This is a genomic window from Gordonia hirsuta DSM 44140 = NBRC 16056 (genome assembly GCF_000333015.1).
Lineage (GTDB): Bacteria > Actinomycetota > Actinomycetes > Mycobacteriales > Mycobacteriaceae > Gordonia > Gordonia hirsuta.
The window spans coordinates 69253-89509 of sequence record NZ_BANT01000018.1; the positions used below are offsets into that span (position 1 = coordinate 69253).

The 20257-nt window shown below is 69.0% G+C and carries 20 protein-coding genes and 1 riboswitch; of the genes, 2 read left to right on the forward strand and 18 right to left on the reverse strand.

Annotation, left to right across the window (positions count from 1 at the left end; translation table 11 throughout):
- Positions 1 to 46: 46 nt before the first annotated feature.
- From GOHSU_RS07435 to GOHSU_RS07465, 7 genes are read right to left on the reverse strand one after another with little or no spacing between them, the layout of a single operon-like run.
- Positions 47 to 1063, reverse strand: a complete 1017-nt coding sequence (locus GOHSU_RS07435) for a gluconeogenesis factor YvcK family protein (RefSeq protein WP_005939179.1) — start codon at positions 1061 to 1063, stop codon at positions 47 to 49.
- Positions 1060 to 1953 carry an RNase adapter RapZ gene (rapZ, locus tag GOHSU_RS07440; RefSeq protein ID WP_005939182.1) on the reverse strand — a complete coding sequence of 298 codons (894 nt, stop codon included), beginning with the start codon at positions 1951 to 1953 and terminating at the stop codon, positions 1060 to 1062. Before rapZ ends, GOHSU_RS07435 begins: the two co-directional genes overlap by 4 nt.
- A 10-nt stretch (positions 1954 to 1963) precedes the next feature.
- Entirely contained in the window at positions 1964 to 3988 is a 2025-nt protein-coding gene (gene uvrC, locus GOHSU_RS07445; RefSeq protein ID WP_005939185.1) for an excinuclease ABC subunit UvrC, read from the reverse strand.
- A 60-nt stretch (positions 3989 to 4048) separates the two neighbouring features.
- Positions 4049 to 4564, reverse strand: a complete 516-nt coding sequence (locus GOHSU_RS07450; protein ID WP_005939187.1) for a PH domain-containing protein — start codon at positions 4562 to 4564, stop codon at positions 4049 to 4051.
- Entirely contained in the window at positions 4561 to 5037 is a 477-nt protein-coding gene (gene ribH / locus GOHSU_RS07455) for a 6,7-dimethyl-8-ribityllumazine synthase (RefSeq protein ID WP_005939189.1), read from the reverse strand. Before ribH ends, GOHSU_RS07450 begins: the two co-directional genes overlap by 4 nt.
- Positions 5034 to 6314, reverse strand: coding sequence for a bifunctional 3,4-dihydroxy-2-butanone-4-phosphate synthase/GTP cyclohydrolase II (locus tag GOHSU_RS07460; RefSeq protein WP_005939191.1), 1281 nt, complete (start codon positions 6312 to 6314; stop codon positions 5034 to 5036). Before GOHSU_RS07460 ends, ribH begins: the two co-directional genes overlap by 4 nt.
- A complete protein-coding gene (locus GOHSU_RS07465; RefSeq protein WP_005939193.1) occupies positions 6301 to 6942 on the reverse strand; it encodes a riboflavin synthase in 642 nt (213 codons plus the stop codon). The genes GOHSU_RS07460 and GOHSU_RS07465 overlap by 14 nt, the downstream gene beginning before the upstream one ends.
- Positions 6943 to 6999: 57 nt before the next feature.
- A riboswitch (FMN riboswitch) is annotated at positions 7000 to 7180 on the reverse strand.
- A 149-nt stretch (positions 7181 to 7329) separates the two neighbouring features.
- Between GOHSU_RS07465 and GOHSU_RS07470 the strand changes: the two genes are divergently transcribed.
- Positions 7330 to 7584, forward strand: a complete 255-nt coding sequence (locus tag GOHSU_RS07470; RefSeq protein WP_005939197.1) for a LapA family protein — start codon at positions 7330 to 7332, stop codon at positions 7582 to 7584.
- 96 nt (positions 7585 to 7680) lie between these two features.
- On the opposite strand, the gene ribD is transcribed toward GOHSU_RS07470, so the two are convergent.
- From ribD to mihF, 11 genes are all read right to left on the reverse strand, one after another.
- Positions 7681 to 8703, reverse strand: coding sequence for a bifunctional diaminohydroxyphosphoribosylaminopyrimidine deaminase/5-amino-6-(5-phosphoribosylamino)uracil reductase RibD (gene ribD, locus GOHSU_RS07475; protein WP_005939200.1), 1023 nt, complete (start codon positions 8701 to 8703; stop codon positions 7681 to 7683).
- Between the two features lie 225 nt (positions 8704 to 8928).
- Positions 8929 to 9639 (reverse strand): ribulose-phosphate 3-epimerase, encoded by a 711-nt coding sequence (gene rpe, locus GOHSU_RS07480; protein ID WP_005939204.1) that lies wholly within the window; start codon positions 9637 to 9639, stop codon positions 8929 to 8931.
- Positions 9640 to 9961: 322 nt separating this feature from the next.
- On the reverse strand, positions 9962 to 10510 hold the full coding sequence (locus GOHSU_RS07485; RefSeq protein WP_024332863.1) for a hypothetical protein: 549 nt from the start codon (positions 10508 to 10510) through the stop codon (positions 9962 to 9964).
- A complete protein-coding gene (locus GOHSU_RS07490) occupies positions 10507 to 11892 on the reverse strand; it encodes an RsmB/NOP family class I SAM-dependent RNA methyltransferase (protein ID WP_005939210.1) in 1386 nt (461 codons plus the stop codon). The genes GOHSU_RS07485 and GOHSU_RS07490 overlap by 4 nt, the downstream gene beginning before the upstream one ends.
- Positions 11889 to 12845, reverse strand: coding sequence for a methionyl-tRNA formyltransferase (fmt, locus tag GOHSU_RS07495; RefSeq protein WP_005939213.1), 957 nt, complete (start codon positions 12843 to 12845; stop codon positions 11889 to 11891). The genes GOHSU_RS07490 and fmt overlap by 4 nt, the downstream gene beginning before the upstream one ends.
- A 1-nt stretch (position 12846) precedes the next feature.
- Entirely contained in the window at positions 12847 to 14844 is a 1998-nt protein-coding gene (locus tag GOHSU_RS07500) for a primosomal protein N' (RefSeq protein ID WP_174293532.1), read from the reverse strand.
- Positions 14845 to 15066: 222 nt separating this feature from the next.
- Positions 15067 to 16287 (reverse strand): methionine adenosyltransferase, encoded by a 1221-nt coding sequence (metK, locus tag GOHSU_RS07505; protein ID WP_005939219.1) that lies wholly within the window; start codon positions 16285 to 16287, stop codon positions 15067 to 15069.
- A gap of 70 nt (positions 16288 to 16357) precedes the next feature.
- Positions 16358 to 17620, reverse strand: a complete 1263-nt coding sequence (coaBC, locus tag GOHSU_RS07510; protein ID WP_005939222.1) for a bifunctional phosphopantothenoylcysteine decarboxylase/phosphopantothenate--cysteine ligase CoaBC — start codon at positions 17618 to 17620, stop codon at positions 16358 to 16360.
- A 7-nt stretch (positions 17621 to 17627) separates the two neighbouring features.
- Positions 17628 to 17924 carry a DNA-directed RNA polymerase subunit omega gene (gene rpoZ / locus GOHSU_RS07515; protein ID WP_005939225.1) on the reverse strand — a complete coding sequence of 99 codons (297 nt, stop codon included), beginning with the start codon at positions 17922 to 17924 and terminating at the stop codon, positions 17628 to 17630.
- Between the two features lie 73 nt (positions 17925 to 17997).
- On the reverse strand, positions 17998 to 18582 hold the full coding sequence (gene gmk, locus GOHSU_RS07520; RefSeq protein ID WP_428829741.1) for a guanylate kinase: 585 nt from the start codon (positions 18580 to 18582) through the stop codon (positions 17998 to 18000).
- Positions 18579 to 18893 carry an integration host factor, actinobacterial type gene (mihF, locus tag GOHSU_RS07525; protein ID WP_005939231.1) on the reverse strand — a complete coding sequence of 105 codons (315 nt, stop codon included), beginning with the start codon at positions 18891 to 18893 and terminating at the stop codon, positions 18579 to 18581. The genes gmk and mihF overlap by 4 nt, the downstream gene beginning before the upstream one ends.
- 223 nt (positions 18894 to 19116) lie before the next feature.
- Between mihF and GOHSU_RS07530 the strand changes: the two genes are divergently transcribed.
- Positions 19117 to 20199 carry an alpha/beta fold hydrolase gene (locus tag GOHSU_RS07530; RefSeq protein ID WP_005939234.1) on the forward strand — a complete coding sequence of 361 codons (1083 nt, stop codon included), beginning with the start codon at positions 19117 to 19119 and terminating at the stop codon, positions 20197 to 20199.
- The last annotated feature ends 58 nt before the right edge of the window (positions 20200 to 20257 follow it).

Sequence of the window (20257 nt, forward strand, 5' to 3'; positions counted from 1 at the left end):
CAGTGGTTCACTCGGCCTCGCATGTTACCGCGCAGTCAGATCGCCGTCACATCGATAGGAGCTGTTCGAGGGTCAGAGCGGACTTGACCGCATCATGGACGTCGCGGCCGTCAAGGGCCAGATCGCAACTGTGCAGCCGCGCACCGAAGGCCGCAGCGGCGCGCTCCAGGTGCTCCCGTTCCCGCCCGGCCGGGACCGAGTCGGCGTCGACGACGACGTCATCGATCTGCAGGCCACCGGCGTGTGCGGCGAGCACATGAAGATGACGTTCCATCGAGTAGCCGGCGGTCTCCCCCGGTTCGGCCGCGAGATTGACGAAGAGCACCTTGCGCGCGGTGGTCTCGCGCAGGGCCGCCAGTTGTTCGGGCACCAGTACATGCGGGATGACACTGGAGAACCAGGACCCGGGGCCCAGGGTGACGATATCGGCCTGGGCGATCGCCGCCAGCGACTGCGGGCAGGCCGCCGGTGCCGCCGGGGTCAACCGGACCCGGCGGACCACCCCGGGGGTGGTGGCGACCGCGACCTGACCTCTGATCACCCGGCTCATCCGCGGGTCCTCCTCCAGACCGGTCACATCGGCCTCGATGACCAGCGGTTCGGTCGCCATCGGCAGCACCCGGCCGTCGATGCCGAACAGGTCCACCAGCGAGTCGAGCGCCTCGACCATGTCGCCATCGAATTCGTCGACGCCGGACAGCAGCAGGTTCCCGACCGGATGCCCGGCCAGGGCGCCGCTGCCGCCGAGACGGTGCTGCAGGACCTGGGCCCATCGGGCGCGGCGCCGAGCGGCCTCCGGATCGGTTTCGGCCAGTTCGGTCAACGCCGCGGGTGCACTCAGCAGAGCCGCCAGAGCCATCCGCAGATCCCCGGGCGGAATCCTGCCCAGCTCGTGCCGCAACCGGCCGGAGGACCCGCCGTCGTCGGCGACGGTCACCACGGCGGTGACATCGCGGGTCAGGTAGCGCAGGGCGGTGAGGGTGTTGTACAGCCCGTGGCCGCCCCCGAGGGCGACCGCCCGCAGCCCCTCCCGCCGAGACGGCGGGGTCGCCGGGGAAGTCATTCCCGACCCAGATCGCGGTGGGAGGCTTCGACCGTATAGCGCGGTTTGCCGTCGGCATCGGTCTCGGCGGCCAGGCGGCGGGTGAGTTCTTCGGTCATGGCGACGCTGCGGTGCTTCCCGCCGGTACACCCGATTCCGATCGTCATATACCCCTTCCCCTCGCGCAGATAGCCGCGCCCGACAAGGTCGACCAGACCGGTGTAGCGGTCGAGGAAGTCGCTTGCGTCAGGCTGGCCGAGCACATACTCGCGCACACCCGCATCGCGTCCGGTGTGCTCGCGCAGCTCGGGGATCCAGTACGGGTTCGGCAGGAACCGGACATCGGCGACCAGATCGCAATCCATCGGCAGGCCGTACTTGAAACCGAAGGACTGCACCGAGATCGTCAGGCCTCCTCCGCTGGTGGACGGGAAAGCGTTGGCGACCATCGTCCGCAGCCGCGTCGCCGACAGGGCCGAGGTGTCGATCACCGTTTCGGCCGCGTCTTTGACCTTGGCGAGCATCTCGCGCTCGGCTTCGATGCCGTCGGACAATGTACCGGTGCCCTGCAGCGGATGGCGACGGCGTACGTGCTCGAATCGGCGGATCAGCACCTCATCGGAGGCATCGACGAAGACCATCTTGGTATCGGCGCCGCCTTCGGTCAGCTCCCCCCGCAGGCGGGCCAGGTCGTCGGCGAACTCGGGGCCGGTCGCCCGCACCACCATGGCGATCTTCTGCGCGCCGATCTCGCTACTGCGCACTCCGTCGACCACCTGCGCGATCACCGAGACCGGTACGTTGTCGGCGACGTACCAGCCGTCGTCTTCGAGCACATTGGCGACCGATGTGCGTCCGGCCCCGGACAGGCCGGTGACGAACAGCACCGTCGTTCCCTCAGGTTGACTCACTGGGTCGTCCTCACTGGCTGGTCCTCTCAGGGGTCTTCGTCGGCGGACTGTCGGGGCTTTCCGGGCTATCGGGGATTGCCGCGCCGCCCAGTGCCTCGTGCACGGTCCGTGCCGTGGTCTTGCCGATTCCGGGTACCTGGGCGATCTGTTCGATCGTCGCATCTTTGAGTCGTGCGACGGAGCCGAAGTGGGTGACCAGCGCGGTACGCCGCGTCGCACCGAGTCCGGGGATACCGTCCAATGCCGATGCGGTCATCCGTTTGCTGCGTTTGGACCGGTGGAAATTGATGGCGAACCGGTGCGCCTCATCGCGGATCCGCTGGAGCAGAAACAGCGCTTCGGAGTTTCGGGGCAGGATCACCGGTTCATCGTCGCCGGGCAGCCACACCTCCTCGAGTCGCTTGGCCAGCCCGATCACGGCCACATCGGCCACTCCCAACTCGTCCAGGACGGCCGCGGCGGCATGAACCTGGGGTTGTCCGCCGTCGACGACGAACAGATTCGGCGGATAGGCGAAGCGCCGGGGCCGGCCGGTCTTGGGATCGATCGCCGCTTCCGGAGCCAGATCGCCACCGTTGTCGGCGTCCGGTTCGACCGCGTCGGAGACGGCCGGATCGGGTACGCGGTCACTGCGGTGGCGCAGGAAGCGCCGCCGCGTCACCTCCGCGATGGAGGCGACATCGTCGGACCGGCCGTCGCCGGCAGCCTCCCGGATGGCGTAGTGGCGGTAGTCGGACTTACGCGGCAGACCGTCCTCGAAGACGACGAGGGAGGCGACCACATCGGTGCCCTGGACATGGGAGATGTCGATGCATTCGATGCGCAGGGGGGCCTCGTCCATACCCAGCGCCGCCTGCAGTTCGGTCAGTGCGGCCGACCGCGTCGTCAGGTCACCGGCCCGTTTGAGCTTGTGCCGGTTCAGCGCTTCGGCGGCGTTGCGTTCGACGGTTTCGGCCAGGGTGCGTTTGTCACCGCGCTGCGGAACCCGCAGCGAGACCCGACTGCCGCGGCGGCCGCTGAGCCACTGCGCCAGTTCCAGATGATCGTCGGGGAGCTCGGGGACGAGCACCTCGCGCGGCACGCCCGAACTCATCTCCAGTTCTTCACCATAGAATTGCAGCAAGAAGGTGCCGACCTGGTCGCCCAGGGTGGCGTTCTCCTGGACCTCCACGACCCAGCCGCGTTCGCCGCGGACCCGTCCGTCCCGCACGTGGAAGACCGCCACGGAGGTCTCCAGCTCGTCGCCGACCAGGGCGATGACATCGGCGTCGGTGCCGTCACCGAGGACCACCGCCTGCTTCTCCATCGCCCGCCGCAGCGCAGAGACGTCGTCGCGCAGCCGGGCCGCACGCTCGAAGTCGAGATCTTCCGAGGCGGCGAGCATCTCCTTCTCCAGTCGGCGGATCAGCGAATCGGTCCGCCCGGCCAGGAAATCGCAGAAGTCCTCGGCGATCTGCCGGTGGGTGGCTGCATCGACGCGGTCCACGCACGGCGCGGCGCACTTGTCGATGTATCCCAGCAGACAGGGGCGTCCCATCGCCGCACTGCGCCGGAAGACCCCATTGGAACAGGTGCGCACCGGAAACACGCGGGTCAACAGGTCCACGGTCTCGCGGATGGCCCAGGCGTGGGCATACGGACCGAAGTAGCGGACGCCGGGCTTACGGGCACCGCGATAGACGAAGACGCGCGGATACTCCTCGTTCATGGTGACCGCGAGCATCGGGTAGCTCTTGTCGTCGCGGTACCGCACATTGAACCGGGGATCGAACTCTTTGATCCAGTTGTACTCCAGCTGGAGGGCCTCGACCTCGGTGCTCACCACCGTCCACTCCACCGAGGCGGCCGTGGTCACCATCTGCCGGGTCCGGGGATGCAGGGTCGCCAGATCGGCGAAGTAGGAGGTCAGCCGGGAACGCAGGTTCTTGGCTTTGCCGACATAGACCACTCGCCGGTGCGCGTCGCGGAACTTGTACACGCCCGGGTCCGTCGGAATGGTGCCCGGAGCCGGGCGGTAGGTCGTCGGATCGGCCACGTTTCCCAGACTAGCGGTCGGTACCGACAACCCGGGGGGCCGGCGTCGTCGCCCGCAGGGTCACGACTCGTCGGCGGCGGTGGGCTTCGGGGGTGCGGTGTACCGGGTGTGCAGTTCGCGGAACCGGCGCATCGCCTCGACCGCGCGCGCACCGTCGCGTGCCTGTACCGCCATCACCGGAATGTGCTCGTCGTGGGCGAAGAGCAGCCGGGCCCACGGCCCCTTCTCCGGATAGGCCAGGCCCTGCACGACATCCCATTCGTAGCAGCGTTCGGTCACCAGATTGCGGACCTCCACACCGCGAGACCCGACGCGCAGCCGGGAGCGGGTGAACAGCAGCAGCGAGGCAGAGATCACCAGCCCGATCGAGATCAGCGCGATTTTGTCCGCCCAGCCGATGTTGACGCCCGTATAGGAGATGTTGAGCAGCAACCCGAAGATCAGGTGGATGACGATGACGATCGCGATCGCCACCGCCACGATCGTGATGATCGCCTTCGGTCGGTAGACCAGGTCCCACTCCTCGTCCGGAATCGCACCGGTGTCGGCGGGTCCGGCCGAGCCTGCGCCGGTCATCGGGCGGCCAGGTCGCGCAGGATCAGCGCCGAAGCCAATGCCGCGGACATCGCCTGTGCGCCCTTGTCTTCGGAGGATCCGGGCAGCCCCGAACGGTTCAAGGCCTGCGCCTCGTTGAGGGTGGTCAGCACCCCGTTGCCGACCGGCGTGGATTCGTCCAGCGAGATCCGGGTCAAGCCTGCGGTCACCGCATCGCAGACGTACTCGAAGTGTGGGGTCTCCCCCTTGATCACCACACCGAGGGCCACCACGGCGTCGTGGGTGCGGGCCAGCGCCTGCGCGACGACCGGCAGCTCGATCGCTCCGGCGACCCGGACCACGGTCGGATCGGTCACTCCGGCGGCTGCGGCGGCGTTGATCGCGCCGTCGAGCAGCGCCGTGCAGATGGTCTCATGCCACTGGGAGGCCACCACGGCGACCTTCAGATCGCCGGCGTCGGCCAGTTCCAGGGTGGGCTCGCCGTGACCGCTCATGCTCCAGCTCCTCCTTCGATGACGCCGTCGAGGCCGTCGAGTTCGTGCCCCATCCGGTCACGCTTGGTCTGCAGATAGCGCAGATTCTCTTTGTTGGCGCGCACCGGCATCGGTACCCGGTCGATGATCTGCAGCCCGTAGCCGTCCAGTCCGACGCGTTTGGCCGGGTTGTTGGTGAGCAGCCGCATCGAGCTGACTCCCAGATCGACCAGGATCTGTGCCCCCAGGCCGTAGTCGCGGGCGTCGGCGGGCAGACCCAACTGAAGATTCGCATCGACGGTGTCTGAGCCCGCATCCTGCAACTGGTAGGCCTGCAGCTTGTGCAGCAGACCGATGCCACGGCCCTCGTGACCGCGCATGTACAGCACGATTCCGCGGCCCTCCTTGGCCACCGCCTCCATCGCCGCGTGCAGCTGCGGACCGCAATCGCAGCGCAACGAGCCGAAGACGTCACCGGTGAGGCATTCCGAATGCACCCGCACCAGCACGTCCTCCCCCGTGCCGTCGGGACCGGCGATATCGCCCATCACCAGAGCCACGTGTTCGGCATCGTCGTACGGGCTCGAGTAGCCGACGGCGCGGAAGTCGCCGAACTGGGTCGGAATGCGTGCTTCGGCGACCCGAACGACGTGCTTCTCGTGGCGGCGCCGCCAGGCGATGAGGTCGGCGATGGAGATCAGGGCCAGATCGTGTTCGTCGGCGAAGACGCGCAGTTCGTCGGTCTGGGCCATCTCGCCGGGTTCCTTCTGACTGACCACCTCGCAGATCACGCCGGCCGGCCGCAGCCCCGCCAGCCGCGCCAGGTCGACCGCGGCTTCGGTGTGGCCGGGGCGGCGCAGAACGCCGCCTTCTTTCGCCCGCAGCGGAACGACGTGTCCGGGCCGGGTGAAGTCGTGTGCCTGCGAGTCCTCCAGGGCGAGCTTGCGGATCGTCGTGGCGCGGTCGGCGGCACTGATACCGGTACCGATGTCCTCGCGGGCGTCGACGGTCACGGTGTAGGCGGTGCCGTGCTTGTCCTGGTTCACCGAGTACATCGGCGGCAGCCCGAGCCGGTCGCAGTCTTCGCTCTCCATCGGCACGCACACGTAGCCGGAGCTGTACCGGACCATGAAGGCAACCAGTTCCGGGGTCGCCATCTCCGCCGCGAAGACCAGGTCGCCCTCGTTCTCGCGGTCCTCGTCGTCGATCACCACCACGGCCTTGCCCGCGGCGATGTCGGCGAGGGCGCGTTCGACACTGTCGAGCGTCACCTTCGGGGTCGCCTCACTCATCGTCATCACTCGCCTTCTGCGCTGCGCGCGTCCCGGTTTCCGCTCGGTCGGCCTGGGTCAGCCGCTCAACATACTTCGCGATCACATCGACTTCGAGATTCACCGGGTCCCCGGTCTGTGCCAGGCCCAGGATGGTCTCGGCGAGCGTCGTGGGGATCAGCGAGACCTCGATGCACTCCGGGCCGACCGCCGAGACGGTCAGGGAGGTGCCGTCGATGGTGATCGATCCCTTCTCGACGATGTATCGGCTGAGCTGGGCGGGCACCTTGATCCGGACGACGGTCCAGTGCTCGGCCGGAGTGATGAATTCGATCTCGCCGACGCCGTCGACATGGCCCTGGACGACGTGCCCGCCGAACCGCCCGTTGGCCGGCATCGCCCGTTCCAGATTCACCATGGATCCGGGCAGCAGGTGACTCAGCGAGCTGCGCCGCAGCGTCTCGGCCATCACATCGACGGTGAAGACACCATCGGCGATGTCCACGACGGTCAGACAGACTCCGTTGACCGCGATCGAGTCACCGTGCCGGGCGTCGCTGGTCACCAGTGGTCCACGGATGGAGAATCTGGCGGCCTGGTCGAGATCATCGCGGGCGACGATCTCGCCGCGCTCCTCCACGATTCCGGTAAACACCTGTGCTCCCTTGCCGTTCGCGCACCCGGGGAGCCCAGTCGCGGCCCGGTGCCGCCTGGGTGTCCTCTCGTATCCGGACTGTCACCGTCGGCTCCGGAATCGCACCGGAATCTGCTGACCCCGGACACCTCGGCTGCTGCCGTGGATCCGGGCGCTCGCGGGCTTGGGCCTTCTGTGAGTGAACTCACAGGCGGCCATTACCGCCGGTGGGGACTTGCACCCCGCCCCGAGAACTCTGTGACCGACGCTAGCACGATGGGCATTGCCGCGCCGCGCGCACCGGTCCTGCGCTGCGGTGTTAGATAGAGACCGGCGGTGCCCGACAGCGGCCTGCCGGGGCCCGACCTCGGGAATCGAGGAGCCCGATCCGACGATGGTGGAGTACCCATGACACACGACCCTTCGGTATCCGAACCCGCAACCGCCGGCCGGGCGAAAGGGGACATCGTCACCTTCCTGCGCAGGTTCTGGCTGCCGATCGTGCTGCTGATCCTGGCGATCATCTTCATCGCGACCAACACCAACGACACCCCGCTGACCCTCGGCTGGGTCACTGTCACGGCGCCACTGTGGCTGACGGTCACCGTCACACTGGTCGTCGGGTTCATCATCGGCTGGTTCGTCGGGCGACGCGGCAAGTAGCGGCGCACCGCACCGCATCCCCTGATCGGTGCCAGTCGTGCCCGGCCGTAACGGTGGTGCCTGCCGTGGCTGCCCACCGAGCCCGGCCGGGAGTGTCTACCGTCGAGCGAGGGTGATCAGCAGGTCGTCGCCGAGTTCGGTCACCGATTCGCGCTGGAAACGGTGGGCTTGGGCCAGCGTCTGCACGGATCGGTCGAGGACGGCCGGGGATCCGTCTCCGAGCACCGTCGGTGCGAGGTAGGCCTGCACCTGGTCGACGAGTCCGGCCTCCAAGAAGGCGCCGATGATCCCCGGCCCGCCCTCCACCAGCACCCACAGCGCATCGGGGAGAGCGGCGAGCACCTCGCGCGGATCGTGGGAGCGCACCTGGATCAACGGTGCCGCCGCATCGCGCAGACGAGCCTGCGGCGGCAGGTCGCGGGTGCCCAGCACCACCCGGGCCGGTTGATGCGGATACACGCTGCCGTCGGGGCGGCGGGCGGTGAGCGAGGGATCGTCGGCCAGTGCCGTTCCCGTGCCGATCACGATCGCATCGATCATCGCGCGCTGGGTGTGAGCGTGCTCGCGGGCCGTCGGACCGGTGATCCACCGGCTGGTGCCGTCGGGTGCGGCGATCCGTCCGTCCAGGGTGGCCGCGATCTTCGCGGTGACGAACGGGCGACCGTGTTGCTGCCGGAATATCCAGTGCCGCAGCGGACCGGCCCGCACCTCGTCCGCACCGACGCCCCCGGTCACCTCGATCCCTGCCGCGCGCAGGGCCGCCGCTCCCCCGGCCGCTTCCGGGTTCGGGTCGGCGGCGGCGTACACCACCGCCGCCACTCCAGCGTCGATCAGCGCCTGTGTGCACGGGCCGGTGCGGCCGGTGTGGTTGCACGGTTCCAGGGTCACCACCGCGATGCCGCCCCGGGCCACCGGGCCGGCCTCCCGCAGGGCCATCACTTCGGCGTGCGGACCGCCTACCGGCTGGGTGTGTCCGGTCCCCGCCACTGTCCCGGAGGCGTCCAGGATCACCGCACCGACCGGCGGGTTCGGCGAGCTGACCCCGCAGGCGCGGGCCGATTCGGTCAACGCCTGCCGCATGGCTGCGGCGACGTCGATCGCAGATCCTGTCTCCGGCATGACTGCACTCCGTTCAGGCGGTCTGAGCTGTGCTCGGCTCCGGTGCCGAACGGCTCGAGAACACTCGCTTTCCTGGTCTCTCGATCTAATCAGCCGGTACGCGAGGGTGCCGGTCGGACAAAGCCGCAGACTCCATGGCGACCGCGAAGGGGGACCAGCGGCTACCGGGCCGGCTGGCAACCGATCCGGCGCGTTCTGGACCCGGCGCGGCTGGGGACCGCGGAGTCAGGAGGCGCCGGTCTCGGCCGACGAAGCGGCGGTGGCCAGGGCGCGCAGCTCGGCGACCCTAGCCGCCGGATCGTCGCCGCCATAGACGGCCGAACCGGCGACGAAACAATCGACGCCGGCCTCGGCGGCCTGTTCGATGGTGCTCGCCGAGATCCCGCCGTCGATCTCGATCAGCAGTTTGAGTTGCTCGCCATCGATCACCTCGCGCAGACGGCGGACCTTGTCGAGCACCTCTGGCATGAACTTCTGCCCGCCGAAGCCGGGTTCCACACTCATGATCAGCAGGGTGTCGAATTCGGGCAGGATCTCCAGATACGGCTCGATCGAGGTGCCCGGTTTGATGCCCAGCCCGGCCTTGCCGCCGGCGGCCCGGATATCGCGAGCCACGGAGATCGGGTCGTCGGTGGCCTCGGCGTGGAAACTCACATTGTAGGCACCGGCTTCGGCGTAGCCGGGGGCCCAGCGGCCCGGATCGGTGATCATCAGGTGGCAGTCGATCGGGATGTCGGTCGCCTTCAGGATTGACTCCACCACCGGCAGCCCGAGGGTCAGATTCGGGACGAAGTGGTTATCCATCACATCCACGTGCACCCAGTCCACACCCGGGTCGACCGGCGACGGGCCGACCGCCGCGATCTCCGAGGCCAGGTTGGCGAAGTCGGCGGACAGGATCGAGGGCGCGATCATCGGCGCGGGGCGTTGGCACATGCGCGCCAGTCTACTGAGCACCCCGGTCTGGCCAGACCGTCAGGTAAGCGTCACCGGTGGGTGCGCGGCACGACGGCACCGAGAGACCACCCGAGCGAATGATTGTTGTCGCTGCGTATCAATGGTGATCATTTCGGCGATGTGCACCCAATACCCGATTCCAGCAACCGCGCCGATTGCTGAACGATTCTGTTGTGAACGTGCGGATACTGCCGTCAGCAGGCGCTTTCGTCGCCGGGTGGCCGGCCTGGTCTCCTGCACGGCGGATGGTCAAGCACACAGCGCCGACAGAGCCATGATGACAGCGGCGCGAGATCCGGCCTCAGGTGTTGCCGGAGACGTAACGGGGGCGGGAACCCACCGCGGCGAGCAGCGCTTCGTGCAGGCCGGGGCCGTACTCGGGCAGGTCGGGCCAATCCACCAGCACCAGTCCGCATTCGGTGCGGGCGTACGGGGTGTTGGTGATGTCCCAGTCGCCGATCAGCGCGGTGAAACCGCAGTTCGGGCACTCCTCGGTCGGCTCGTCGCCGCCGTCCCACCACGGCTGCGGATCCCATTCGTCGAGCAGCTCGTGGCATCGCGGGCACTCCGGCGGCGCGCTGTCGGAGAAGGCGCTCACCGTGGCGCCGGGCCCCAGATCGACCGAGACGTCGTCGCGTTCCTCCAGTGGCAGCGGGTGACCGTCGGCCGCAGCCGAATGCGCGATCGCCATGATCTGCAGGAGCCGTTCCTCGTCGACCTCTCCGCCGGTTTGCACCGGATCGTCGTCCGGATCGGCGCTCAGGACCAGCCGCAGCGCCTGCGCCATCCGCCGTTCCGCGGTGGTACCGCGATCGTTGAGGGAGAAGTAGAACTGCAGGAACTGACTCATCGGGCATCCTTCCGGAGCACGGCCAGGAACATGGCGTCGGTGTCCTGCCGGTGTGGCCAGAGCTGCACGTGCGGCCCCGGACCGAGCGTCTCGGGATCGAAGACGTCGCCGGCGGTGGCCGGGCGGGCATCGATCTGGCTCACCCCGGGAGTGTCGGCCAGCACTGCGGCGATCACCTCGGTGGTTTCGGCCGGATGGGGTGAGCACGTGGAGTAGACGACGACGCCGCCGGGACGTACCAATCGCAGTGCCTCGGTCAGCAGTTCGGTCTGCAGCACCACCAGGCCCGGCACCTCGGCGTCGGTGCGCCTCCAGCGGGCTTCGGGGCGGCGGCGCAGTGAACCCAGCCCCGAGCACGGAGCATCGACCAGAATGCGGTCGAACCCGGGCTCCAGTCCGCTGTCACGACCGTCGGCCACATGCACCGTCACCGGCAGTCCCTCGACCACCTTCGTGATCAGCTCAGCGCGATGCGGAGCCAGTTCCACCGCATCCAGGTGGGCGCCGCTCAGTTCGGAGAGGGAACCGAGCAGCGCAGCCTTGCCGCCGGGACCGGCACACAGATCCAGCCACCGGCCGGTGTCTGGCCCGTCCGGTTCTGCGCGGGCCAGCGCCAGTGCGACCAACTGGCTGCCCTCGTCCTGCACCCCGGCGAAGCCCTCGCGAACCGCGTCGAGCTTTCCCGGGTCGCCTTCGGGAAGGTAAACACAGTACGGCGAGTACCGGCCTTCCTCTCCCCCGCTGATCAGCGCCAGCTCTTCGGCGGTGATCTGGCCGGGCCGGGCGACCAGGTGGACGATGGGACGCTGGTCATCGGCGGCCAGGGCCGCCTGCAACTCGCCCGCCGACCGGCCCAGCGCCTGGAAGAAGACCTCGGCGATCCAGCGCGGGTGGGCGTAGGTGAAGGCCAGATTCCCGATCAGGTCCTCGGTGATCGGCGGCGCCAGATCGTCGATCCAGTACTGCTCGGGGCGCTGGGAGATCTTGCGCAGAACGGCGTTGACGAACCCCGCCGGGCCCTGCCCCTTCTCGCTGCGCACCAGATCCACCGAGGTGGAGACGGCCGCGTGTGCGCCGATGCGGGTCCGCAGCAACTGATAGGCCCCCAGCCGCAGGACATCGAGCAGGTCACCGTCGATCTGATCGACGGGCCGGCCGGCGGCTGCGGCGATGATCTGATCGAGTACTCCCGTGGACCGGGCCGTCCCGTAGGTCAGCTCCGTCGCCAGCGCCGCGTCCCGGCCCTGCAGGCCTCGTTCGCGTAGGAGTTTGGGCAGCAGCAGGTTGGCGTAGGCGTCGCGTTCGCGTACCGCCCGCAGCACATCGCGGGCGACTAGCCGATCGGCCCCGAGCTGCTTGTCGCGCAGCTTCTTCTCGCTCACGCGAAATGCTCCTGTCCGGTCAGTCGTGCCCCGCGCGCCCAGTCCGCGGCCGGCAACGGCTTCTTCCCGGGCGGCTGCACCACACTCAGCTGCACGGCACCCGACCCGGTACCGACATAGACGGCTTTCTTACCCGCCGCGATCTGTCCGGGAGCCAGGTTCGCCGGGTCGCGGTCGCCGGGCGGCAGTTCTGCCTCGTCGGCGGGGGTGACCGGGCCCAGCTTGATCCGGGTCTCGCCGAGCTGTGTCCACGCCCCCGGCGCGGGGGTGTGCGCGCGGATCGTCCGGTCGACGATGTGTGAGGGGAGGTCCCAGCGCACCCGCGAGTCGGCGACGTCGATCTTGGGCGCGTAGGAGACCCCGTCTGTCTCCTGTGCCATCGGCGCCAGCTCGCCGGCGGCGATCCCGTCGACGACGTTGCGGGTGAACGTCGCTCCGGCGTCTGCCAGACGGTCCAGGAGCGCACCGGCGGTGTCGGTGGCCCGGATGCGTTCGGTGAACATGCCGAACACCGGGCCGGTGTCGAGTCCCTCCTCCAGTGCGAAGACACTGGCGCCGGTGAACTCGTCACCGGCGGCCAGAGCGGCCTGCACCGGCGCGGCGCCACGCCAGGCGGGCAGCAACGAGAAATGCAGGTTGATCCAGCCGTACGGCAGCGCGACCAGGACCTCCGGCGGGATCAGACCGCCGTAGGCGACGACCACACCCAGGTCGGCGTTCCAGCGATCCAGGGCCACGGCTACCTCGGGATCGCTCATGCGGGCCGGCGTGATCACCTCGATGGCGTGCGCATCGGCCAGCGTGCCGATCGGGCTGCGGACCGGGGTCCGGCCGCGGCCGGCGACCGTATCGGGCCGGGTGATCACCCCGACCACCTGGTGCTCGTCGGAATCGATCAGGGCCTGCAGCGTCGGGACGGCCGGCTGCGGAGTTCCGGCGAAGACCACTCTCATGTCAACCGATGGTAGGCGGGTCGATCTGGACCCGGATACCCGCGGTGTCTTCGTGCCGGGCGTGACGCAGGACCTGGGCTGCCCGCAGAGCCGCGGCCAGCTCGCGGCCGCGGGACCGGTCGATCCGCAGCAGCACTCGTTCGATGCCGTCGCGCGGGTCCATTCCCGCCGGTGGACGCACGCCGGGCGGGAGCGGCACGGGCCCCAGCTGCTGGGCGCCTGCCGGCAGGTCGATCAGTGCCAGGAAGGCCAGCACCGCAGCCGACGGCCCGTCGACCGAGGCCATCGTCACCGCCGGTGGGAAGCCCAGTTCGCGGCGCGTCGCCAGTTCACGGGAAGCGGCCCCGACCGGATCCCACCGAATGAGCGTCTGCACCGGCGCTAAGGAGGCATCGGCGACCACCACCACCCGGCCGCCCTCGGCGCGCGGGCGCACCAGCGTCGCCACCCCCATCCAGGTCCGTACCGTTTCTTCGGCGGCCCGCAGATCCTGCCGGTCCAGTTGCGCCCAGGTGTCCAGCAGTACGGCCGCTCCGTAACCGCCGTCTACGTGCGGCGCGGCTCCGGGAGTGGCCACGACCACCCGCGGTCCGGCAGACAGGTGATCGATGATCTTGTCGCCGCCGGAGGTGACCACCGGCACCCCCACGAAGGCCCGACCAAGTTCTTCGGCGGTGCGTTTGTCGCCGATCATCAGGGCGCGCACGGCGGTGCCGCCGCAGTTGGGGCACACGAAACGCAGCTCGGGGCGACCGCACCAGCGGCAGGCCAGCTCACCACGATCGCTCATCTGCAGTGGCCCGTGGCAGGCCCGGCACCGGGCGTTCTCCCGGCAGCGTTCGCAGGCCACCGACGGCAGGTAGCCGCGGCGCGGCACGCTGAAGAGCACCGGGTGCCCCTCGTCGAGCGCCCGCCGCGCCGCATCGAAGGCGATCGTGGGGATGCGGGCGGATCTGGCCAGTGGATCGCCGGCGATGCGACGGTCCTCATCGGAGATACCGTCGATCCGCGCCATGGCCGCGCGCACGGTCTCCCGTGGCGCCACCAGGTCACCGGCCCAGCCCGCATCGACCAGCGCCTGCGCTTCGGCGGTCCGGGAGAAGCCGCCGATCAACAGGGCAGAACCGGTCTGGTGCGCACGCAGTACGGCCACCTCGCGCGGATGCGGGTACGGGGCGCGCGGCTCGTCCAGGCTCGGGTCGCCGTCGTCGAAGACCACGGTCAGTGCCAGCCGGTGGACCGGGGCGAAGACGGCACTGCGCGTGCCGATCACCACCCGTGCGCCGCCGCGCAGGACCTGCAGCCACCGGCGATAGCGGGCGGTGGGCCCCAGGCCGGCGGCCAGTGAGACACACCAGTCCCCCAGCAGCGGCTCGCACGCGGCTTCCAGGCGGTCCAGATCGCGTTGATCGGGTACGACGATGATGACCCCGCGGCCGGTGGCAGCCACCAGTGCGGCCAGTTCGGCCAGTCGCGCGGCCGGGTCCTCGCCGGGGCAGGCCTGCCAGACCACCCGCGGGTGGCGTCCCGGGTCGGCATCGTCGTTCTCGCGCAGCGCATCGAGGAACGCCTCGGCGCCGTAGTAGGCCTCCCACGCCGACATCTCGGGCGCGGTGACGGACCACTCGGGCGTCTGCGGTGGTTCGGCCTTTTCCACACGGGCGTGCCGCGGCGGCACCGCCAGGCGCAGAACATCGGGCATGGTACCGGCGTATCGGTCAGCGACCGCGCGGGCCAGCGTCACCAGTTCCGGTGTGAGCACCTGTTCGGGTGAGACCACGCGTTCGAGCCAGGCCAGCTTGCCGCCGTGGTCACTGTGGGCGAGCCGTTCGAGGAGGAAACCGTCGACCAGGCGCCCCGAGAAGCGCACCCGAACGCGGGTTCCCGGCTGGGCGTCGGCGTCGAGTTTGCGGTCGATCAGGTAGTCGAACGGCCGGTCCAGGTGTGCCAGACCCAGCAGCGGCAGCACCCGGGCCACGGGCAGATGCTCGGCGGGCATGCGCCGATTCTTCTCCCGTGCCGTACGGCCGGGTTCGCCGTCGTCGGGCACGGGCACCGTGTGGCGCACCCTGGGTGTCTCCTGCTCCGGGTTCACCGGCTGTCCCCGCTCACATCGCGAACTCTAGTGGAGCGCGGCGCAGCGCAGGGGCCTCCGTCCACAGGCTGGCGGGTGCACCGGTGCGGTCCACCGGCGCGCCGCGGCCCGCCGACGAGCGCCCGGTCAGTCGGCCAGACCGGCGGCGGCGCGCAGCTCGGCGACGCGGTCGGTGCGCTCCCAGGGCAGATCCACGTCGGTGCGGCCGAAATGCCCGTAGGCGGCGGTCGGACCGTAGATCGGCTGCAACAGCTCCAGATCCCGCACGATCGCCGCCGGACGCAGATCGAAGACCTCGGTGATCGCCTTCTGAATGGTGCCGACATCGACCTTCTCGGTGCCGAATGCCTCGACGAACAGCCCCACCGGCGCGGCCTTACCGATCGCGTAGGCGACCTGGACTTCGAGACGGTCGGCCAGGCCGGCCGCCACGGCGTTCTTGGCGACCCAGCGCATGGCGTAGGCGGCACTGCGGTCCACCTTCGACGGGTCCTTACCGGAGAAGGCGCCGCCGCCGTGGCGTGACATGCCGCCGTAGGTGTCGACGATGATCTTGCGTCCGGTCAGACCCGCATCCCCCATCGGGCCGCCCAGCACGAAGCTGCCGGTCGGGTTCACCAACAGCCGGAAGTCCGAAGTATCCAGCGGCGTCGGCAGGTCCAGATCGGCGAAGACCGGCTCGAGGACGTGCTTGGCGATATCCGGGGTCAGCATGCCGGCGATGTCGATATCGGCGGCATGCTGGGTGGAGACGACGACGGTGTCGAGCCGGACCGGGACGTTGTCGGCGTATTCGATGGTGACCTGGGTCTTGCCGTCGGGACGCAGATACGGGAGGGTCCCGTCCTTGCGGACCTGGGTCAGGCGCCGGGCCAGCCGGTGTGCCAGCGCGATCGGCAGCGGCATCAGCTCGCGCGTCTCGGCGGTGGCGTACCCGAACATCAGCCCCTGATCGCCGGCGCCCTGCAGGTCGAGCTCGTCGGCGTGTGTACCGGTCTGGACCTCATGGGATTCGGTCAGCCCCTGGGCGATCTCCGGCGACTGCGCTCCGATGGCCACGTTGACGCCGCAGGAGGCCCCGTCGAACCCCTTGGTCGACGAGTCGTAGCCGATCTCGAGGATCTTGTCGCGCACGATGGTGGGGATGTCGGCGTAGGCGATGGTGTTGACCTCACCGGCCACGTGGACCTGTCCGGTGGTGACCAGCGTCTCCACGGCGACCTTGGCGGCCGGGTCTTTCTCCAGCAGCGCGTCCAGGATCGCATCGCTGATGGCATCGCAGATCTTGTCCGGATGTCCTTCGGTGACGGACTCGCTGGTGAACAGGCGGGACGCTGACGCGGTCATCGGTTCCTCTCCGAGGGGTGTTCAGGGTAGATGTTCTCAGTGGTGTGCGGTCGGGCCGGGTGCACTGCGGTCAATGCTCGGGCAGCGCCGCGGCGACCTGGTCCAGAATCCTGCTGGCCATCAAGGTCTTCGAGCCGTACGGCAGACCGGTCTCGGTGCCGGCTTCGCCGTTCTCGCCGGCGGCCAGCACCCAGCCGGTGTTGTCCTCGGTCCCGAAGGCCCGGCCGTCCCCGACGGCGTTGACCACGAGCAGATCGCAGCCCTTGCGGCGCAGTTTCGCCCGGCCGTGGTCCAGCACCCCGCCGTCGTCGTCACCGGTCTCGGCGGCAAAGCCCACGATCACGGTGTCGGCGGGTATCCGGCCCTCGGACCGTGCGGCGACGAGCCCGGCCAGGATGTCCGGATTGGTCGTCAGTTCGATCGGGGCGGGTCCGTGCGCGCCCTTCTTGATCTTGGTGCCGGCGACCCCGACCGGCCGGAAATCTGCGACGGCGGCGGCCATGATGACCACATCGGCCTGGGCTGACCGCGCGGTCATCTCCTCGGCCAGTTCGCGCGCCGAATCGATGTGGACCACCTCGACGCCGGCCGGGTCGCCGGGCTGGGACACCGCCCCGGAGACCAGGGTCACCTGGGCCCCGCGCTGCGCAGCCACGCGGGCCAGCGCGTAACCCTGTTTACCGGAACTGTGATTGCCCAGGTAACGGACCGGATCGAGTGCTTCACGGGTGCCGCCTGCGCTGATCAGTACCCGCACTCCCTCCAGATCCCGCGGCAACGCATCGGGGCGGGCCAGCAGCAGATCACCCAGCAGCCCGATCTCTCCGGGCTCGGGCAGACGGCCGGCGCCACTGTCGCTACCGGTCAGCCGGCCTGAATCCGGGGTCAGGACCACCGAGCCGTGCGCTCGCAGGGTGGCGACGTTGTCGACGGTAGCCGGGTGTTCCCACATCTCGGTATGCATCGCCGGAACGAACATCACCGGACAGCGAGCGGTCAGCAGCGACGCGGTGAGCAGGTCATCGGCCCGCCCGGAAGCGGCGCGGGCCATCAGATCAGCGGTGGCCGGCGCGATCACCACCAGGTCGGCTTCCCGGCCCAGCAGCACGTGTGCCACCTCGTCGACGTCGTCGAACACCTCGGTGGTGACCGGGTTGCCCGACAGCGCCTCGAAGGTGGCGGCGCCGACGAAGTTCAGGGCCGCACGGGTCGGAATCACCCGGACCGCGTGGCCGGCTTCGGTGAAGTGGCGGATCACTCCGCAGACCTTGTAGGCCGCGATACCGCCACCCACGCCGACGACGATCCGCCGGCGCGGAGAAGCAGAAGCCACGACGGCTCTACTCCCCTTCGGTGTGCTCGAGCAGGTCGGCGTGGATCTCGCGCAGCGCCACAGACAGGTGCTTCTCGTGCAGCCGCGGCTCCACCAGCGGTCCGACGTACTCCATCATGCCGTCGGCGAGCTGGTTGTAGTAGTCGTTGATCTGCCGTGCACGCTTGGCGGCGTAGATCACCAGCGCGTACTTGGAGGAGGCGCGCTCGAGGAGCTCGTCGATGGGCGGATCGGTGATGCCGTGCGGGGTGTCGTAGACGGTCTCTTCGATGAGATCGAAGTCGATCCCGGTATCGCTGCTCACGCTTGAAATCTCCTGCAAAAAGTTCGTTATCTCGCTCCGAGGGGAGCCGAGAATCAGGCCGGAAGGGTCTTCTCTAGGGGCCGATCAGCAAGTTTACCAACTGCTGCGCCGAAGCGTCGACATCGTCGTTGACGACGACGTGTCCGAACTCGCCCTGGGCTTCCATCTCCACCTTCGCGGTGGCCAGCCGGCGTTCGATGGCTTCGGGGCTTTCGGTGCCTCGGCCACGCAATCGTCGTTCCAGTTCTGCCCAGCTCGGCGGTGCCAGAAACACCGTCACGGCCTCCGGCATGGCCTGGCGCACCAGGCGCGAGCCCACCAGATCGACCTCCACCAGAACCGGGTGGCCGGCCTCCAGTGCGGCGTTGACCGGCCCGGCCGGGGTGCCCGAGCGTTGCAGACCGCCATGGATATCGGCCCATTCGAGCAGTTCGCCACGATCGATCATCGCATCGAAGTCGGGACGGCTGACGAAATAGTAGTCACGACCGTCGACCTCGCCGGGCCGCGGATCGCGGGTCGTGGCCGACACGGAGAAGACCAGATCCGGCATCTGCTCGCGCAGCGCCGCCACGACCGTCGACTTCCCGACGGCCGAGGGGCCGACCAGCACAACCAGTCGGCCCCTCGATCGGGATTGCTCAGCAGGCACGCTCAGGAGCTGAACTTCTCGAGCAGAGCCTTGCGCTGGCGGTCGCCCAGGCCACGCAGGCGACGAGTCGGAGCGATCTCCAGCTCAGTCATGATCTCCTGTGCCTTGACCTTGCCGACCTTCGGCAGCGCCTCGAGCAGAGCCGAGACCTTCATCTTGCCCAGGATCTCGTTCTCCTCGGCGTCAGCGAGAACCTGCTTGAGGTCGGTGCCGCCCCGCTTGAGGCGCTCCTTGAGCTCGGCACGGACGCGACGGGCTTCGGCCGCCTTCTGGAGTGCAGCGGCGCGCTGCTCATCTGTCAGCTGGGGAAGAGCCACGGTTCCTCCGCCTTTCGTTGGTGTGTTCGTTCAATTGGGTCCCACGACGCTATCGCAGCGCCGCCAGGTCTGGTACCGGGGCCGCCAAGGACTCCGGGTGTTTCATGACGATCCTAGCCATTCTCGTCATGACCAGGAGGGACGGTACCCCGTGATGTCCGTAACGGCGAACACCGGGCCGGGTGCGTCGCGGCATCGATTACCGAAGTAGCCTTCGGTCATTATGTTGCACACCGAGCTCGCCACCCTCGCCCGCGTCCTGCGCGACGATATCGCTCCCCACTCACACAGCGAGTCGGCGGTCCTGTCCGACCGGCCGCATGCCCGCCTGATCCGTTACGGCACCCCCGAGCAGTTGACGGCTGCGCGTGCAGCCGGGACGGTTCCGGTTCTGCTCGTCCCGCCGCTGGCCGTTCCGGCGCGGTGCTACGACCTGGCACCGGGTTCGTCGCCGGGCAATTCAGTGGTCGAATTCCTGCTGGCCGGCGGGACCATCCCCTATGTCATCGATTTCGGCCCGGTGACCCGTGCCGAACGCCGGCTGGGCTTCGAGGATTACTTCGATTCCTTTGTGCCGCGGGCGATCCGGGACGTCGTCGACGATTTCCGAGGCGGCGGCGATGCGGTCGATCTGCTCGGCTGGAGCCTGGGCGGAACCCTGAGTCTGATGACCGCGGCCAATGATCCGGGACTGCCGATCCGGTCGATCATGACCGTCGGCACACCGCTGGACTACATGAAGCTGCCGCCCTACCCGCTGGTGCGCCGGATCCTGGCACCGACCGGCGGCCGGCCCGCCAACTACGTCCTCGCGGCGCTGGCGGGGATCCCGGCGCCGCTGGTCCAGCTGGTCTATCGCGGTTTCGCGTGGGAGCGCGAGCTGAAGAAGCCCTGGTACATCCTGAAGAACCTGAACGACGACGAGGCGCTGGCCCGGATGCAGGTGATCGACCGGTTCCAGCGGTCGTTGCCGGGCTATCCCGGGAAGGTGGCGCAGCAGATGCTGGCCAATTTCATCGTGCGGGCCGAACTGGGCACCGGCGTCCTGCGTTTCGACGACCTCACCGTCGACCTGAGGTCGATCACCGCACCGGTGTTCATGGTCGGTTCCCACCTGGATGCGATCGCCACGCATGCGGCCGTCGCCCACGGCGAGCAGCTGTTCACGGCATCGTCGCATGTGGAGTTCCACACCGTCGAGAGCAGCCATCTGGGCATGCTGACCGGTGCGGCCGCCGAACAGCACACCTGGCCGGCCATGGCGGCCTTCCGCGCCCGGCTGGATGCCGAGCGCCTCCCGTCCTGATCGCGGCCCCGGTCGCCGCCCCTGACCGTCGACGTGACCCACCGCCGATCTGCCCGAT

Coding starts and splice junctions, on each gene's coding strand:
- GOHSU_RS07435 (WP_005939179.1), bottom strand. CDS start 1,063: ATGACTTCCCCGGCGACCCCGCCGTCTCGGCGGGAGGGGCTGCGGGCG.
- GOHSU_RS07450 (WP_005939187.1), bottom strand. CDS start 4,564: ATGACCGGCGCAGGCTCGGCCGGACCCGCCGACACCGGTGCGATTCCG.
- ribH (WP_005939189.1), bottom strand. CDS start 5,037: ATGAGCGGTCACGGCGAGCCCACCCTGGAACTGGCCGACGCCGGCGAT.
- GOHSU_RS07460 (WP_005939191.1), bottom strand. CDS start 6,314: ATGACGATGAGTGAGGCGACCCCGAAGGTGACGCTCGACAGTGTCGAA.
- GOHSU_RS07470 (WP_005939197.1), top strand. CDS start 7,330: ATGACACACGACCCTTCGGTATCCGAACCCGCAACCGCCGGCCGGGCG.
- ribD (WP_005939200.1), bottom strand. CDS start 8,703: ATGCCGGAGACAGGATCTGCGATCGACGTCGCCGCAGCCATGCGGCAG.
- rpe (WP_005939204.1), bottom strand. CDS start 9,639: ATGTGCCAACGCCCCGCGCCGATGATCGCGCCCTCGATCCTGTCCGCC.
- GOHSU_RS07485 (WP_024332863.1), bottom strand. CDS start 10,510: ATGAGTCAGTTCCTGCAGTTCTACTTCTCCCTCAACGATCGCGGTACC.
- fmt (WP_005939213.1), bottom strand. CDS start 12,845: ATGAGAGTGGTCTTCGCCGGAACTCCGCAGCCGGCCGTCCCGACGCTG.
- GOHSU_RS07500 (WP_174293532.1), bottom strand. CDS start 14,844: ATGCCCGCCGAGCATCTGCCCGTGGCCCGGGTGCTGCCGCTGCTGGGT.
- metK (WP_005939219.1), bottom strand. CDS start 16,287: ATGACCGCGTCAGCGTCCCGCCTGTTCACCAGCGAGTCCGTCACCGAA.
- GOHSU_RS07530 (WP_005939234.1), top strand. CDS start 19,117: ATGTTGCACACCGAGCTCGCCACCCTCGCCCGCGTCCTGCGCGACGAT.